Raw genomic sequence first — 15,724 nt, 5'->3', positions numbered from 1 at the left:
AATCGGGGGTCCCCCTGGGGAATTGCTGTTGTGGTGAAGGCTGCCCTGCTATTGACAGTCAGTCGCCGCGGATTGCTGACGCGATGGTGCCGACCTGGTCGGCGAGCAGTCCGACGGCGCCCACTGCTCGGCTCATCGGGTCGTCGTCATCGCCGCCAAGGGCCCGCTCACGCACATAGGCCGCCTTGACATCAGCCCACCGCTTCGCCTGCTCCGGCGTGAGCGTGCCGCGAAGTTCCCCAAGCTTGAGCAGGTTCGCCTCCGCACCCGAGGTCAAAGTCTGCGCCTCGGCAAGGTAGTGGTCGTCAACCACAGCCGCCAATTCGGCATCGTTCATCGCGGGGACGATCTTCTCAGCCAGCTTGTTCATGTTTCGGTACGAACCCTGCAACTGGTAAGGCGGCTCAACCCGGGAAGCATCCGACTGCGCGGCGGAAGCAATGTACGCCTGGTTGTTGGCGAGCACCACTTTCTGCACGGTCAACAGCTTTCGCAGCACCGACAACACCTGGTCGAGCTCCACCGACGAGTACGGATGTGCCAGCTGGTCAGGCCGGATTGTTGGGTCGCCCACCGCCAAACGCACCAGCTTCGGCACATCTGACCGGTCGCGTGTGGACAGCGGAGCCAACACGACGTTCGAAGTCAAGGAGTTCTCGACGAAGCTCAATGCGAACAGGTCTTCCTTGCCCGACAACACATCGCCGAGGTTCCAGACGTCCGCCCGGTTGGCGAGCATGTCCGGGATGCGGAACCGTTGCCCGGACTCCGTGTACGGGTTTCCGGCCATGCACACCGCGAACCGTTTGCCGCGCAGGTCATACGTCTTGGTCTTGCCGTTCCACACCCCTTCCATACGGCGCTGCGCGTCGCACAGCGAAATGAACTTCTGCAGCAGCTCCGGCGATGTGTGCTGGATGTCGTCCAGATAAAGCAGTACGTTGCTGCCCATCTCCAGTGCGAATGAGATCTTCTCGATCTCCTGGCGGGCAGTCGCGTTCGGCGCTTCAGCTGGGTCGACAGATGTCACCGAATGGCCGAGAGCTGGGCCGTTGACCTTGACGAAGACCAGGCCGAGACGGTTGGCGACGTATTCCATCAACGTCGTTTTTCCGTAGCCTGGCGGGGAAATCAGGAGCAACAGTCCCATTTGGTCAGTCCGCTTCGACTCGCCCGCGGTGCCCAGCTGCTTGGCGAGGTTGTCTCCGATCAACGGCAGGTAGACCTCGTCCAACAAACCATTGCGGACGAAGGCGCTCATCACCTTCGGCTGGAACTCCTCGAACCTCAGCTCCCGCCGCGAAGCCGAGACAAGAGCAGCGCGCTCCTTTTGATACGCACGGAAAGCCGGGACATGCGAGTTGTGGAACTGACGCATCCGGGCAAGCAATTCGTCCAGCCGGAAGGTCAGCTTGCGTTCCACGATCCGGGGATGTGAACCCAGCAGCCCATCAACAGTCGCCTCCAACGAGGCTGACGAGTCATGCCGAGGCACGTCCCGGCACAGCTCAAGAGCAATGGCCTCAGCAAGATCCGCACTGGCCGCGCCACCAAGGAACGCACTCAACCAAGCCGAGATCAGCTGATACTTCTCGGCAAGACCGTCGATCGCACGCAGGTCGTCATCGAAATCCTTGGCCGTACCCAGCTTCCGGCGGAACCGATCCACAAGGGACCGTGCACCAGCGCTCGTCACGAAACCGAACGGCGCGCTGGAAAGTTCCTCGAAGAGGTACTCCCCCGCCAACGGATCGCCCGAAAGCCCATTGGCCGAAAGGAATGCGGTGATTTCGTCGGTCAATTCCGCTGCGAGCTCGTCGATCGCCGGAGTGTGCCCGAAAGCGGCGCGGGCGCGGGCCAGTGATCCGGCTCGCCGGGACCAGACCTTCTTAGCGGCTTCGTCAGGACCGAAGGACCAGAAGATCGTTGCCGCGGCACGGGCCTGAGGCGGGTACCGCAGGACGCCTGCACCTGCGCGCAGGCGCAGGATCGCCTCGAGGATCTTGGCGGCGTCGTGATCGTGCACGCCGAGTTCGTAGCCTTCGTCGTACCGGGTTTCGGCGACCTTGCGCACGTGCTCCAGCACGGCACTTTCGTCCCAAGGGGACGAATCCAATGCCACTGTGGCCAGGAACTCGCCGCGATACACCTCAGGCGTCTCGGACACCAGGAGCTGGTTCCAGAATGGCCTGGTTGCCTCGAACTCCGCATCCACCACCGGGTCACGGAAGTCCGTGCCCGTGATCCCGATTGCGAGCCCGTCCTCGTGCGGGACCACGGTCAGGTCCATGGCCTGCGTATTCACCGCGAACACGTGTCGGCCCAACTTGATCGTCTCGCCGCCGTCGGCATAGAGGTCGAGGCGGTCCCGCAACGACCGACCGGCCTCTTGGCGGGCAGCTTTGATCCGGCCGTCCAGCTCGTCGGCGCGGACCTGGTCGCCCAAAGCGCGCAGATCATCAGCGACCGCACGGAGTTTGGCGACCATCGGATCGCCCGCGAAGTACGTGTTGACGTCGTCGAGCGTTTCCAACTGGCCCGCGCGGCGCTGCACACTGCCCAGGATCCGTTGAGCCGACTCGACCAAACGGTCCGCGCGCCGGGCACGCGAGTCGAGCAAAGCCTGCTTACGGGCGGAAAACGCTTCGTAAACGTCCGTACGCTTGGCGCTGAGTTCGGCCATGAAGTCGTCGAACTCCCCGAACCGCGACTCCAGGTTCTCCAGCTGCAGCATCAGCCTGCCGAGGCCTTCGTCGCACTTCTGCGGAGTGTCCGCGACGGCCAACGCGCCCGTGATCGCCTGGCCAAGCAGGGCAAACTCAGCTGCGAACTCAGCGCGCCCTTCACTGGCAGCGAGTTCACGACGGCGTCCGTCCACAGTGGCGCGTGCACGGTTGATCCCGCCAAGAACCTCGCCGACGCGCGACAGGATCCTGGTCCGGACGGTGGCATCGGCGATGTCGAGCGAGCTGACCACCTGGGTCAGCAGCTCAAGCCCTTCGGCCTGAGAATCCAGTCTTTCCTGTACCGGCGCTGCTTCGGCTACGGTCTTGATCGCGGCGCCCTCAGCTACCAGACGCTCCACTTCGGCGTGATACCCAGCGAAAGCGTTCTCACCACTGAGGAATTCGACCGCGCGTTTGGCCGCGGTGCCGAGTTCGGAAGTCAGCAACGAGTTCAGCGACTCAATACGGGCGGTGTCGATGTACCGCATCTCTTTCAGGGTGATCAGGTGCCCTTGCGCCTTGCGCAGTTCGGCCAGCTGGGTCACCCAGGCATCCGCTGACTTGGGCGCCTCGCCGCGGACCTTGCGGACGAGTGAAGCAATGTCCTGATCGGACGAAGCCAGCGCGGTCGCGGCCTGGTTGGTCAGCGCCTGAACGCCTTCGAACTCGTCCAACACCTGCTCGGCCGTCGCGCGCACCTCGGACAACGGCGTGCGCAGGTCGCCAAGCTCCTGCTCGCCGAGCCAGTGATAGTGATCGAAAGCCCGATCACACGCAGCGATCAGGCCCTCGAAGACCTCTGTGGACGGTGCCATCTCACCGACCATCCGCGAGACCGACAGACAGTCCGAGATTCCCCTGACCAAATCCGCATTTCCGACCCTACCCAGCGGACCTTCTCCGGTCTCCTGGGCGGCCGCGTACGTGTCGGACAAGTACGGCGTCTGCCAGACCTGCATCGGGTGCACACGGGTCGGCTCATCCGACACGGCACGGAAAACAACAAGCGTGCCGTCGTCGAACAGCGAATACCCGTGACACGGAATGGAAGTCCCGACTTCCTTACGGATCACGTTGTACGGCAACAGCAAATAGCGGCCCTCGGCCCGAGCATGGAAGACGTACAGCACGTCCTCGCCATTGGTCGAGCGGATCATCCGCTCGAACTCCAGGCTGGTCACATCCGTGTCGAACGTCTTCGCAACACCGGTCGCGAGGTAGTAGCCGCCAGGGAAGATGATGCCCTGGTCCTCAGGAAGCCGTTGGCACGCCTGACCAATACCGTCCAGCCGCGCTACACCCTTGGTCTGCGTGTTGAAAACCAAGTAGCGCCATTCGGTTTCCTTGTACGGCCGGATCTTCAGCAGAATCAACGTGCCGACGCGCGCGTAGGCGATGTCCGCGTCGGCCAGACTCTGCAGAGTCTCGGTGACCGGCTCGGAGTAAATGCCCTCGCCGGTCTCCGTGTTGTTCTCCAGTTTGATGGTCAGGTCACCACCGACAGCCTCGATGAACATCTCGTTCTGGATCGAGACGTGCGGGTGCCTGCCAAGGACGTGGTCGTCCCTTGTGGTCTCGACCCACTCGAAGTCGTGCGACGGCGGGAAAACGTGGTCACGCTCGCCACGATTGTCCTCATAGGACACCTTGCCGTCCGTGGTCACGTTCCAGCGCATCACCTTGATGTCGGTGGCGTTGGCGCCGGTCTGGAAAACGGCTAGCAGCTTGCCTTCCATCCGGCGCAGCTGCAGCAACCGGGTTTCCTTGTAGTACCGGTACAACTCGGCGAAGTCGTGCTGGAACTGCTGGTCTTCGAGCAGGCCTGCGACCGAGGCGTCGTCGAACCGGAAAGCGTCGCCGTCACGGACGAACGAGTGCAGCGAGAAGACGTCCTTGACCTCGGTCTCCGGCCGCAGACCGATGAACACGTTGTATCCGAACAACATCGAGCCGTTGACCGGCACGACGTCTCGTGGCACGCAGTTGTTCTCGGTACGGATGCGTTCAGTGCCGATCAGCCGCAGTTCTGTGCCGCCGAACACCTCGATGCGCTTGGTGTTCAGCTCCTCGGCACGGGCCGCGAGCGCGGCGGCGTGTTCCGCCAACCGCGCTCGAAGCAGCTCGTAAGTGCCCTCGTCCAGCGCAACAGCAGTCATCGCGGCAGCAGGCCTGCCACGGAGTGCTCACCGATGCCGAGCCGGTTCGCCGTGTCCAGCAGCTCCTGCAGTTTGCCCGATTCCTTGCCGCCCGAGCCGATCAGCTTGAGCAGCAACGCCGACACAGTCAGGTTCTGCACGTCCGACGAGCTGATCCCACTGAGGATGCGGCTGAGGTCGTCAGGGAAGCTCTGCTCGCCGTTGATCCACGGCTTGGCCAGCGACTGCGCGGTGTTCGAGTGCTCGACGAACCCGTCGACGCTCTTGCCCATCGTGACCGCGCCGACCAGGCGGTCGAAGAACATCGACTCGCCGCCGACGATGTCGATGTCGGCCTTCTCCAAGCCCGCCGCGATGACCGACGCCTGCGACGCGGCCACTTCGCGCTGCGCGTCCAGACCGGCCAACCGGATGTCCTTCTCCATCTCCAGTCGCAGCCGGAATTCCTCGTGGTCGCGGGTCGCGTCGTTCATCGCGGCCAGTGCGGCGGCCTTCTCGGTGAGTCCTTCCGCCTCGCCCTTCAGCTTCTCGCGCAACGCTTCCGCGATCGTGACGGCCTTTTCGCGTTCCACGCCGACCTCGGCCATACCGATCTTCTCGGCCGCCTCGGCCCTGGCCAGCGCCTTTTCGCGCTCCACAACGGCCTCCGCGCGGCCCATCTTCTCGATCGCCTCCGCGTCACGTTCGCGGATCTGGACCTGTGCAAGGCCTTCCGCCGCTGCCTCGGCCTGCACGCCTTCTGCCAGGCGAATCTTCGCGCGGGCGTCCAGTTCGGCGGTCTGCTGACGGGCCTCGGCCAGCGCGAGCTCGCGGCGTGCCTCGTACTTCGCGGCCTGCTCGGCCGCCTCCGCCGCCTTGATGTCCTTGACGAGCTTCTCCTGCGCCTCGGCTTCGGCCTGGATGACCAGTGCCTGGCGCATCCGCTCGGCCTCTTCGACCGCACGCAGGCGCTTGATCGTCTCTTCCTGCTCGGCCACCGTCTTGTCGACCGCGATCCGCTCGCGGACCACCTCGGCGATCGCGCGCTTCTCGCCTTCGAGCTCCTTGTCCTTGTTGATCCGGGACAGCTCGGTCTCCCGCTCACGGGCGATCACCTCAAGCTGGCGGTCCTTCTCGATCCGCTCGCTCTCGATCGCGATAACCCGTTCCTTGTTCTTCTCGGCCACGGCGATCTCGCGGGACCGGTTCTGGTCCTGGATGCCCAGCTGCTCCTCGGTGCGGATGTTCGCGGTGTGCGCCTTGAGCCGCTCCTCCGCCTGGACCTTGGCGATCTCGGCTTCCTCGCGGGCCTTCATCGTCTCGACCTCGCGGCGCTGCTTGACTTCCGCGTCGGCCTGGCGGCGCTCCAGTTCGAGGATCTGCTCACGGGCGTCGACGTTCTGCCGCGTGATCTCCTTCTCCTCGTTGCGCTGGTACTCGTTGGTGCGCACGTGCTCGATCGCGGTCAGCTCGGTGATCTTGCGGATGCCTTGCGCGTCAAGGATGTTCACCGGGTCCAGGTGGCTCATCGGGGTCTGCTCGAGGAAGTCGATGGCCGCGTCCTCAAGACTGTAACCGTTCAGATCCGTGCCGATCACCCGGATGATCTGGTCACGGAACTCGTCGCGCTTGGTGTACAGGTCGACGAAGTCCAGCTGCTTGCCGACGGTCTTGAGCGCCTCGGAGAACTTCGCGTTGAACAGCGCCTGCAGCGTGCCCTCGTCGCTGGCGCGGGCGGTGCCGATCGCCTGCGCGACCTTGATGACGTCCTCCGCGGTCTTGTTGACCCGCACGAAGAACGTGATCCTGATGTCGGCGCGAATGTTGTCCTTGCAGATCAGGCCTTCCTGACCGGCCCGGTTGATCTCGATGGTCTTCACCGAGATGTCCATCACCTCGGCGCGGTGCAGCACCGGAAGCACGATCGCGCCGGTGAAGGTGACGTGCACGTTGCGCACCTTGGAGATGATCAGCGCCTTGCCCTGTTCGATCTTGCGGAACAGCCTGCTGATGATGAAGACGATGATCAGGATGACGAGCAGCACGACGCCGATCAGTACGCCTGCTCCGATGCCGATAGCGTCCATGTCTCAGTCCTTCAGATGAGTCTCGACCGGGGCGACCCAAAAGAACTCGCCATCGGTGTCGTAGTCGTAGATCAGCGCCGTCTGCCCGGCGCGCAGGTCGTCCGTGCCGGTCTGCCGGACTTGGATGACGGCCGACGATCCGTCCTCGGCGTGCACCTCGGCCTGGCCGAAGTCGGTGTCGACGGTGCCCGTCCGGATCACGCACGTACGGCCGATGAAGTCGGCGCGCGATGCGGCCGGACCGGAGTGGAACACCTTGCGCAGGGGCGTCACGAGCAACCGGGTCACGAATAGGGAGAGCACGATCGCGACGAGGAGAACAAGCAACCCGAGCGCGATGCGCACGCCGGTTCCCGTTCCTGCCAACAGAACCGTGCCCACGAGGCTGAGAAACCACGCGACGACGATCGTGAGTGTCAGCACGATCGTCAGTGGCACGCCACCAAACCCCAGTGCGCCAAGCAAATCGCCCGCGTCCTCGTCCACATCGATGGCACCGAGCACGGTCAACAGCCAGTAACCGACGCAGACGACGAGCAGGAACGTGCACAGCACAGCCGGAAAAGACAGCGTCGCCTCGAAAAACTCGGCCAATCCGCCCCCTAGACGCCGAACTCCGGGGCCTCCCCTGGCCCGGCGGGGCGACTATATAACTCGGCAGTGCTCACTGTGAGTTTCCATGGCGGCCCCGTGACCCAATCGTGTCACAGGTCCGTCCAGTTGGGCACTTTTCCGGAGTTTTTCCAAGGCCCGGTGCTGCGTGATTCGCACGACTGCCGGGGTGCTGCCGGTCGCCTCCGCGGTCTGCTCGGCGGTCAGGCCGCACATCGCGCGCAGGATGAGGATCTCGCGTTCATCCGAGGGAAGAACGGAAACATCGATGGCCGAACCGGCGCAGCCAGGATCGCCGTTCAGTTCTTTGGTCACATTTTCCACGGCTATTCGGTAAGTGATTGCCAGCAATGGTTCGTCCGTCCCGGTCAATGACCGCAGAACAGCGTGGACCGTCTCTGCGGCAACCAGGTCGGCGACCGCGAACGAGTCGTCCCGCCTGCCGATCCGGGCGCGGCAGTACCGCACCACAACAGGTTTGATCGTGCCGAGAACGATGTCCCCGAGGCTCATGACGGCTCCCTGCGGACGGTGGTGTGACCAGTCACAGTTGAGACCGATGGAAACCTCCCGACTTACGCGACTTTCTAGGTTTTCTTCAAAGAAATACCGTGGGTGGCAAGCCGATTTCGAGACGTGTCGGTAATACTCCAGACGGCCCAATCACGCTGCTAACGGCCGGATAACTATTCGCCCGAATCGCCGTTACTGCGTTGATCTTCGGGTTGGCTGCGTGCCGTGCGGAACAAGATCGCCTTGGCGCTAGTCGGTTTGACGAGCGCGAGTGTGTTGATGGCGTGCTCGAGCAGCGAGTCGAAGTTCGCGGCCGAGCTGAAGGCGGCGGGCTTCGGCACCGTGCAGCCGACAAGTGAGACCGAGCGCAAGACCAAGAAGGTCGGCACGAAAACGGTCAAATCGAGCACGAAGGTGCTCGAGGCTGTCATTCAGGTCAAAGGCTGCGACCTCGAGTTCGAGAAGGTGTCCGGCCAGTCGGGCTACTGGCTCGACGAGTTGCACGTCAACGGCCAGGAACCGGAATGGCCCGGCTACCCCGAGAACCTGCGCAAACAGCAAGTGGAAGCGTTGCTCGCGGACAAGAGCCAGAAGCCGGCGGGCTTCAGCAGCTGCTACAAGCCCTGATCAACCCTCGTGAGTGGTTATCCGTGTTAGAACACGGATAACCACTCACGAGCTCTCATCAGCGGCGGGTGAGGAAAACCTGCAGCCCAGCCAAATCGTCCGTGTTGATGTGGTCGACGCCAGCCTTGCGCAACTCCAGCCATACAGCCTCACGAGCGGGCCCGGCGACATCGGGCGTTGCCCAGAAACGCACGCGCTGCTTGGCCTTGTGTGCCGTGGACACGATCTGCTTGAGCCGATCCCGTTCCACCCCAGGGAATTCGCCGACCCCGGTCCACGTGAACAGCTTGGTCCAGTTGTCCGACACCAAAGGCGTCAACCGAGCATCCGTGCCAGGCCCAAGGTCTGCAGGATCCACGATCCGTCCATCATAGAAAGCAACCCGGTGCCGCTGGGATTCCAGCAGCGCACGCGGCCGATCCCCGGAAATCACCGCGGTCACCGGCCCCGGCAGCACGAAACCGTTGACATACCTGGTGAACAGGAACGGATACTGCCGCAGCACCTTGTCCAGCTGCGTGTACGCGGCCACCCCGTTCGTCTTGATGTCGATCAGCAGCTGGAACTCGACGCCGCCGCGGTACACCTTGCCGTGGTTGGCAAGCACCCGCTTGCGCAACGGCTCCAGGTACAGCGACTGCAGCGTGCGCTCCGGCCTGAGGTCCTCCGGGTCGTGACCGACCAGGAGCTGCCCGTCAACCAGGTAAATGTCCGCTTCCACGCTCGCGAACCCGTGGTCGAGGGCGTCGTACAAGGGCCGCGTGTGCTCGTAGTCGTTGTGCGCGTGTGCCTGCGGCAAGGGACGCACCTGGGTCGCCGAGGCAACCGTCGACACACTGAAAACCAGCGCGAAAACGCTCAAAACCACCGTCAAAACCCGCATGCGGGTCACCCTAGGCGCGGAACGTGAACTCCGGCCGAACACTCAGCGGGCACGCCAGCGTTCGATGATCGCGGGCATCTCGGCCATCACGTAGCCGTAGAAGTCGCGCATATTGACCAGCCTGCGCCCGGCGACGCTGTCCTCGCCGGACTCCTTGATGCCGCGGTCAGCCGCTTCGAAGACCGCGTTGAGGGCCTGATTCTGCGCGGACATCAGCTGAATCCACGCGTCGTCGCGGAACCGGAAGTGCTCACGCCTACTGCCTGGTGCGGGCACTCGCTCGATCAACCCGGACGAACTCAGCGCCTTCAGCGCGGTCGAGACCGTGCCGGGACTGATCACGAGCCACTCGGAGAGCTCGCCAGCAGTGACTGTCTCCTGGTCGGCGAACAGCAACGCGGCCATCACCCGCGCGGTCATCCGCTGCATTCCGTTGCTGGTCAGAACCAGTGCGAGCCGCTCAGCAGCCTCCGTCATACCGGCCATGACGAAACCTTAACACTTGCCAATATTTCGAAAACTCAGAAAATTCGATACATTCGTGGCATGTCCGTCATCGAGGTCAACGACCTCACATTCACGTATCCCGGCAGCGCCGAACCAGCGGTGGCCGGCATGGACTTCGGCGTCGGCGCCGGGGAGATCTTCGGCTTTCTCGGCCCGAGCGGCGCGGGAAAGTCGACAACACAGAAGGTCCTCATCGGACTGCTGACCGGGCACGGCGGCAGCGTTTCGGTGTGGGGCAAAGATCCCGCCGACTGGGGGCAGGACTACTACCGGCGGATCGGAGTGTCGTTCGAACTGCCGAACCTCTACCGCAAGCTGACCGCGCTGGAGAACCTGCGGTTCTTCGCCGATCTGCACGGCGGCACCACCCGCGACCCCCTTGAACTGCTCGATCAAGTCGGGCTACGCGACCACGCGAATACCCGCGTCGCCAAGTTCTCCAAGGGCATGCAGATGCGACTGGTGTTCATCCGCGCTCTGCTGCACGACCCTGACCTGCTGTTTCTCGACGAGCCGACCTCGGGCCTCGACCCGGCCAACGCGCGGATCGTCAAGGACATGGTCCTGGCCGAGAAAGCCCGCGGTAAGACCGTTTTCCTCACCACGCATGACATGCACTGCGCCGAGGAACTGTGCAATCGGGTCGCGTTCGTGGCCGACGGCCGCATCGCCGTGCTCGGAACTCCGCACGACCTGAAACTCCGGCGCAGCGAACGGCTTGTGCGAGTGGCGTATCGCGGGACCAGCAAGGATTTCCCGCTCGACGGGCTGGCGAGCGATGCCACTTTCCAGGAGCTGCTACGCAACGAGCGCATCGAGACCATGCACAGCCAGGAAGCTTCCCTCGACGACATCTTCGTCGAGGCAACGGGCCGGAGCCTGACATGACTCGGTTCTCGATCGCACTGCGCATGGAATTCCTGCTGCAGCGGCGTTATCGCCTGCTGCACGCCGGAATCCTGTCCGGCGCGCTCTGGCTGGCGATGCTGCTGCCGATGCCGTCGGGCGTCCGGTCCATGGTCGAGCCGTACGTCCTGCTCGGCGATCTGACCATCGTCGGCTTCTTCTTCATCGCGGGCGCGGTGTTCTTCGAGAAGGACGAACGCACCTTGCACGCGCTGGTCAGCACGCCGTTACGGTTCACCGAATACCTCGCGTCCAAAGTGGTCTCGTTGACCACACTCTCGGTAGTACTGGCGGTCCTTGTCGCGATCGGGACACACGGCGTGGACTTCCACATCGTGCCGCTGGTGATCGGCGCCGTACTGGGCACAGTGATCATGCTGCTGGCCGGTTTCCTGTCCGCACTGCCGTTTCACTCGGTCAGCGACTGGTTCATGCCAGCGGTACTGCCGATCGCGGTGTGCAACTTGCCAGCGTTGTCCTACGCCGGACTGTGGGACACGCCTTTGCTGTACCTGATTCCGACGCAGGGTCCATTGTTGCTGTTCGGCGTCGCGTTCGACAAGAAGACGATCTCCTTCTGGCAGGCGAGTTACGCCGTTATCTATCCGATTCTGTGTGCCGCGCTGCTGTGGCTGCTGGCGCGCCGGATGTTCGACAAGTACATGGTCAGGGGGAACTGACATGTTCGCCGTGTTCGCCCGTCACGACCTGCGTGGGGTCGGGCGGGACTCGTTGCTCGCCGGGATGATCGCCGCGCCGCTGGTGTGGATCGCGCTGGTTCGATGGGTCACGCCGATGGTCGCCGACAGCTACGACATCGACCTGACGCCCTACTACCCGGTCATTCTCACCGGTTTCCTGCTGCTGACCAGTGCGATCGTCCCAGGTGGACTGATCGCGCTGCTCGTGCTGGACGAGCGTGATGCCCACACGCTGGTCGCCTTGCGGACCACGCCCGTGCCACTTCGGACATATCTCGCTTATCGCGCGATGATCGCTGTCGTGCTGGCAACGGTTTTCGTGGTCGGCACGATCAGCGCCAGCGGCTTGCTGCCGCCTGACATGATTCTGCCGTTGATCCCGATCGGCGTACTGACCGGATTGTCCGCAGTGGTGATCTGCCTGACCATGCTCGCCTTCGCGCACAACAAGGTCGAGGGGCTCGCGGTGATCCGTGGCATCGGCCTGCTGGTCGCCGGGCTGCCGCTGATCCCGTTCTTCATCGACTCGGACTGGCAGCTGCTGTTCGGCCTGATCCCCACGTACTGGCCAGCGAAGGCGTTCTGGGTGGCGTGGGATGACGGCATCTGGTGGCCGTATCTCGCCATGGGAACGGTGTTTCATTTGCTGTTGGCCTGGCCGTTGAGTCAACGTTTCACAAAAAGCGTGAGCTGACAGTAGTCGCTCTGTTACAGTCGCGCCCATGATCACGCGGCTCGGCAGCCTGCGCACGGCCATCGCGGTGGCCACCGGCATCGCCACCCTCTACATGGGAATCGTCGTCTTCAACAACGTCTTCGACTTCCCGACCAACAGGGCGTTCGTCGAACACGTGCTGGCGATGGACACCACGTTCAAGTCCGACAACACCATGTGGCGTGCGATCACGAACCCCACGATCGCGCTGATCGCCTACATCTTGATCATCATCTGGGAAGCGCTGACCGCGATCGCGCTCGGCATCGGGTTCGTACTCGGCGTCCGCAACCGGGACAACGCCCGATCCTTCGGCACGGTCGGATTCCTGATGATGATGGTGTTGTTCGGCGCCGGTTTCATCGCGATCGGTGGCGAGTGGTTCGAGATGTGGCAGTCGCAGCAGTGGAACGGCCTGCAGCCGGCGACGTTCAACTTCCTGATCGCCTCGGCTGGTCTGATCCTCACCCGGTTGCCTGAACGTTCAAACCCGTGACCTGAGCCTGACCAGCGTGTTTCGCTTGGTGGCCAACAACAGAATAATGCAGGCCCGCTTGATTGTGTTGCGGGCCAAGTGGATGCTGTGTTGATGACGCGCGCCACGCCGCCCCCATTACCCCCGATCGGCCCACGCTCGTACGACAGCGAGATGCCCAACGCCTCGCGCATGTACGACTACTACCTCGGTGGGGCGATGAACTTCACCGCCGACCGCGAACTAGCCGAACGTGCCAAAACCGTGTTGCCATGCACGCCGTCTTTGGCGCGGCTGAACCGATCCTGGCTCCGGCGCGTCGTGAATGTGTGCCTGGACGAAGGAATCGACCAGTTCCTCGACCTCGGTTCGGGAATTCCCACTGTTGGCAACGTGCACGAGATCGTCCAGCGCCGCGCGCCACAGGGGCGTGTGATGTACGTGGACTACGACGCGACCGCGGTGACACACGCGCGAAAGTTGTTGAAAGGTAACGAGAACGCTGGAATCCTGCACGCCGACATCCGCGATCCGGACACTGTTCTCGAAGCGCCGGAAGTCCGTGCCCTGCTTGACTTCTCCCGGCCGATCGGCCTGCTGATGGTCGGAATCCTGTTGTACGTCGGCGAAGAATACTCGCCAGCGGGGCTGGTGGCGGCCTACCGTGACGCGTGCGCGCCGGGCAGCCTGTTGCCGATCTCGGTGATCACGACACAGATCGTGGCCGAGCGCGATCCCGTGACACACAAGCAAATCCTCGACCTGATCGCGGTCTATGCCGATGCCAGCGAACAGATCCGCGACTGGAGCAAAGCCGACCTCGCGGCCTGGTTCACCGGAATGGACCTACTGGAACCAGGGATCACGATCCTGCCGGAATGGCGACCGGACGGCTCGCTGGAGGCAGACAACGACAGCGAAGCCAGGCTGCTCGGCATCGGCGGCATGGGCCGAGTCCTCTCGTGAGTGGTTATCCGTGCTCTAACCCGGATAACCACTCACGAGTCCTGACTAGCGGTTTAGCGGTCGCATGGGCTGTTCACCCATCTGGTCGAGGATGTCCTGCAGCATCGGGTTCGTGTCAGCAGCACTGGTTAGGTTGCGTGGCAACGGAACCGCCTTACCATTGAGCGGGCCTTTGACCTCGTAGACCGAACCGTCCTCAGGCAACGGCGCGGTGCCGCAGATCTCGTTGCGGCCAGGCAGTTCCCCGTTGAACAGGAACCTGTCGCCGAACTGCTGTACACACGATGACGGGCCGAGGATGTACTGCCCGTGCTGGCCTTCGTCGTCGATCGACACCAGACGCGACGCGTGCGTGATGTCCTTGTACGTCCGGATCGCGCCCTCGTACGCGGTCTGCGGGTCGATCTCGCTGTGCACCATCAGCATCCGCGGCGCGCCCTTCAGGTCAAGCTTGCGATCCTGCGGCTGGTACGGCCAGAACGTGCACATCGGCACACCGTTGAGGTACCCACCCCACGGGTATCGGTTGGCCATCCGGTCGGCTTCGCGCGTGTAGAACCTCGGATCCTTGCTCCACGCCGTGTCGTTGCAACGCACGGTCTGCGACAGCGCACCGAGGTTCACGACCTCACCAGCACTTGGCGGTCGCGGGGGTGCATATCGCGTCTGGACGTCTGCCAGCTTGTCGAATGCCTGCAGCGCGGGAGCGAGTCTGCCCCAGGCACGCTCGACGTGAACGGGCTGGATCGTGGCGGCCGGAGCCTTCCCGAACTCGTCGTACACCAGGATGTCGATCAGCGCGCGGATGAACCGGCGGTTGTTGCCGATCACGCCGAGCACCTTGTTGTCCAAGTCGTCCGGACGCACGTTGGTCGTCTTCTGCAACTCAGTCAGCTTGCCGCGAATGCTGTCGTAAGTCCGCTGCACCTGCTGGGCGGCGGTGCCGAGATCGCCGGTGATCTGGTCGGCATGCCTGGCGATCCACGGCTTGAACTGCGTGTCGAACCGCCGTTGATAGGACCAAGGATCGAAGTTGATGTTGTCCCACTGCGAGTGCGTCCAGTCCATATTGGAGTCAAGGACGAAGCGGCCAACACGCTGCGGGTACGTGTCGGCATACCACCCACCCAGCCACGTTCCGTAGCTGTAGCCGATAAAATGCAACAGCCGGTGACCGGACAACGCGCGCAGGAACTCCATGTCGTACACGGTCTGCTGGCTGCTGACGAACTGGCCGAACTCGGTGGCCGTGCAAGCCTTGGCCTGCAACGCCGCCTCGGCGATTTCGGCGCGATGCGTCCGTTCGTCCCTCATCCGGTAGTCGGGAGTCTTCGGCAGCGCGTTCAACTCCGCGCGCGTGGTCAGGCAACGCAGCGCTTCGCTCCTACCGAACCCACGCGGGTCAAACCCGAGCAGGTCGAAGTCCCGGAACATCTGCGGCCGGGAGACAGCGAGATTGGCGGTCCGGTTCAACCCGGCGCCCCCAGGCCCGCCGGGATTACTGGTGAGCAGGCCACGGACCGGCCCGGTGGCCTTGCTGTACGCGATGGCGACCTTGATGTCAGGGTGCGCGTCCGGATTGTGCCAATCCATCGGCACCATGACCGTGGCACAGTTCGTCGTTGGCGCCTGCGGGTGAGCCTTCTTGATCTCGGCGTCGAAATCACACGGCGCCCACGTGAGCGTCTGGTCAAGATAGCGCGGAGGAATGACCGGATTGCGCGGGTCGGAGGCTGACTCAGCGTAACTCGGCGTGGCGAGTGCTATGGCGGATGCGACCACGACGGCCACTAAGGCGCGTAAAGGGAACCATGGGTAGTCCCTATCTCACAGTCAGCGAGCAATGGCAGGGCCACACGTCGGAACTTAGG

General features: G+C 63.4%; 13 protein-coding genes. 6 read left to right on the top strand and 7 right to left on the bottom strand.

Annotation, left to right across the window (positions count from 1 at the left end):
* Window positions 1–58: 58 nt before the first annotated feature.
* The 4 genes from LWC34_RS28250 to LWC34_RS28235 are packed head-to-tail and all read right to left on the bottom strand — an operon-like array spanning window position 59 to window position 8,073.
* Window positions 59–4,882: a DNA repair ATPase gene (locus tag LWC34_RS28250; protein ID WP_233728141.1), complete on the bottom strand. Its 4,824-nt coding sequence runs from the start codon at window positions 4,880–4,882 to the stop codon at window positions 59–61.
* Window positions 4,879–6,948 (bottom strand): SPFH domain-containing protein, encoded by a 2,070-nt coding sequence (locus LWC34_RS28245; protein WP_233728140.1) that lies wholly within the window; start codon window positions 6,946–6,948, stop codon window positions 4,879–4,881. Before LWC34_RS28245 ends, LWC34_RS28250 begins: the two co-directional genes overlap by 4 nt.
* Window positions 6,949–6,951: 3 nt before the next feature.
* Complete coding sequence (locus LWC34_RS28240; RefSeq protein WP_233728139.1) at window positions 6,952–7,542, bottom strand: OB-fold-containig protein; 591 nt, start codon at window positions 7,540–7,542, stop codon at window positions 6,952–6,954.
* A gap of 51 nt (window positions 7,543–7,593) precedes the next feature.
* Window positions 7,594–8,073, bottom strand: a complete 480-nt coding sequence (locus tag LWC34_RS28235; RefSeq protein WP_233728138.1) for a sigma factor-like helix-turn-helix DNA-binding protein — start codon at window positions 8,071–8,073, stop codon at window positions 7,594–7,596.
* 225 nt (window positions 8,074–8,298) lie between these two features.
* On the opposite strand from LWC34_RS28235, the gene LWC34_RS28230 reads away from it, so the two are divergent.
* Window positions 8,299–8,700, top strand: a complete 402-nt coding sequence (locus tag LWC34_RS28230) for a hypothetical protein (RefSeq protein ID WP_233728137.1) — start codon at window positions 8,299–8,301, stop codon at window positions 8,698–8,700.
* A gap of 58 nt (window positions 8,701–8,758) precedes the next feature.
* Here LWC34_RS28230 and LWC34_RS28225 read toward each other — a convergent pair whose 3' ends face one another.
* Entirely contained in the window at window positions 8,759–9,583 is an 825-nt protein-coding gene (locus LWC34_RS28225; RefSeq protein WP_233728136.1) for a phosphatidylinositol-specific phospholipase C/glycerophosphodiester phosphodiesterase family protein, read from the bottom strand.
* Window positions 9,584–9,625: 42 nt separating this feature from the next.
* The gene (locus LWC34_RS28220) at window positions 9,626–10,069 is read right to left on the bottom strand and encodes a GbsR/MarR family transcriptional regulator (protein ID WP_233728135.1); all 444 of its coding nucleotides are present in this window, start codon (window positions 10,067–10,069) and stop codon (window positions 9,626–9,628) included.
* Window positions 10,070–10,129: 60 nt separating this feature from the next.
* Here LWC34_RS28220 and LWC34_RS28215 point away from each other — a divergent pair, with 60 nt between their 5' ends.
* The 5 genes from LWC34_RS28215 (at window position 10,130) to LWC34_RS28195 (ending at window position 13,853) form a co-directional block, all read left to right on the top strand.
* Window positions 10,130–10,978 (top strand): ABC transporter ATP-binding protein, encoded by an 849-nt coding sequence (locus LWC34_RS28215; protein ID WP_233728134.1) that lies wholly within the window; start codon window positions 10,130–10,132, stop codon window positions 10,976–10,978.
* Window positions 10,975–11,676: a fluoroquinolone export ABC transporter permease subunit gene (locus tag LWC34_RS28210; protein WP_233728133.1), complete on the top strand. Its 702-nt coding sequence runs from the start codon at window positions 10,975–10,977 to the stop codon at window positions 11,674–11,676. Before LWC34_RS28215 ends, LWC34_RS28210 begins: the two co-directional genes overlap by 4 nt.
* Before the next feature lies 1 nt (window position 11,677).
* Window positions 11,678–12,391 (top strand): Rv2686c family ABC transporter permease subunit, encoded by a 714-nt coding sequence (locus tag LWC34_RS28205; protein ID WP_233728132.1) that lies wholly within the window; start codon window positions 11,678–11,680, stop codon window positions 12,389–12,391.
* Between the two features lie 28 nt (window positions 12,392–12,419).
* On the top strand, window positions 12,420–12,908 hold the full coding sequence (locus LWC34_RS28200) for a DUF2165 domain-containing protein (RefSeq protein ID WP_233728131.1): 489 nt from the start codon (window positions 12,420–12,422) through the stop codon (window positions 12,906–12,908).
* A gap of 93 nt (window positions 12,909–13,001) precedes the next feature.
* Window positions 13,002–13,853, top strand: a complete 852-nt coding sequence (locus LWC34_RS28195) for an SAM-dependent methyltransferase (protein WP_233728130.1) — start codon at window positions 13,002–13,004, stop codon at window positions 13,851–13,853.
* A gap of 45 nt (window positions 13,854–13,898) precedes the next feature.
* On the opposite strand, the gene LWC34_RS28190 is transcribed toward LWC34_RS28195, so the two are convergent.
* Window positions 13,899–15,635 (bottom strand): alpha/beta hydrolase, encoded by a 1,737-nt coding sequence (locus tag LWC34_RS28190; RefSeq protein ID WP_233728129.1) that lies wholly within the window; start codon window positions 15,633–15,635, stop codon window positions 13,899–13,901.
* Window positions 15,636–15,724: the final 89 nt, after the last annotated feature.

Origin of the sequence: Kibdelosporangium philippinense (assembly GCF_021390435.2) — a bacterium.
In the GTDB taxonomy this organism is placed as follows: domain Bacteria; phylum Actinomycetota; class Actinomycetes; order Mycobacteriales; family Pseudonocardiaceae; genus Kibdelosporangium; species Kibdelosporangium philippinense.
Note: the sequence above shows the minus strand (reverse complement) of the source record. Positions and strands in the feature narration are given on the sequence as shown.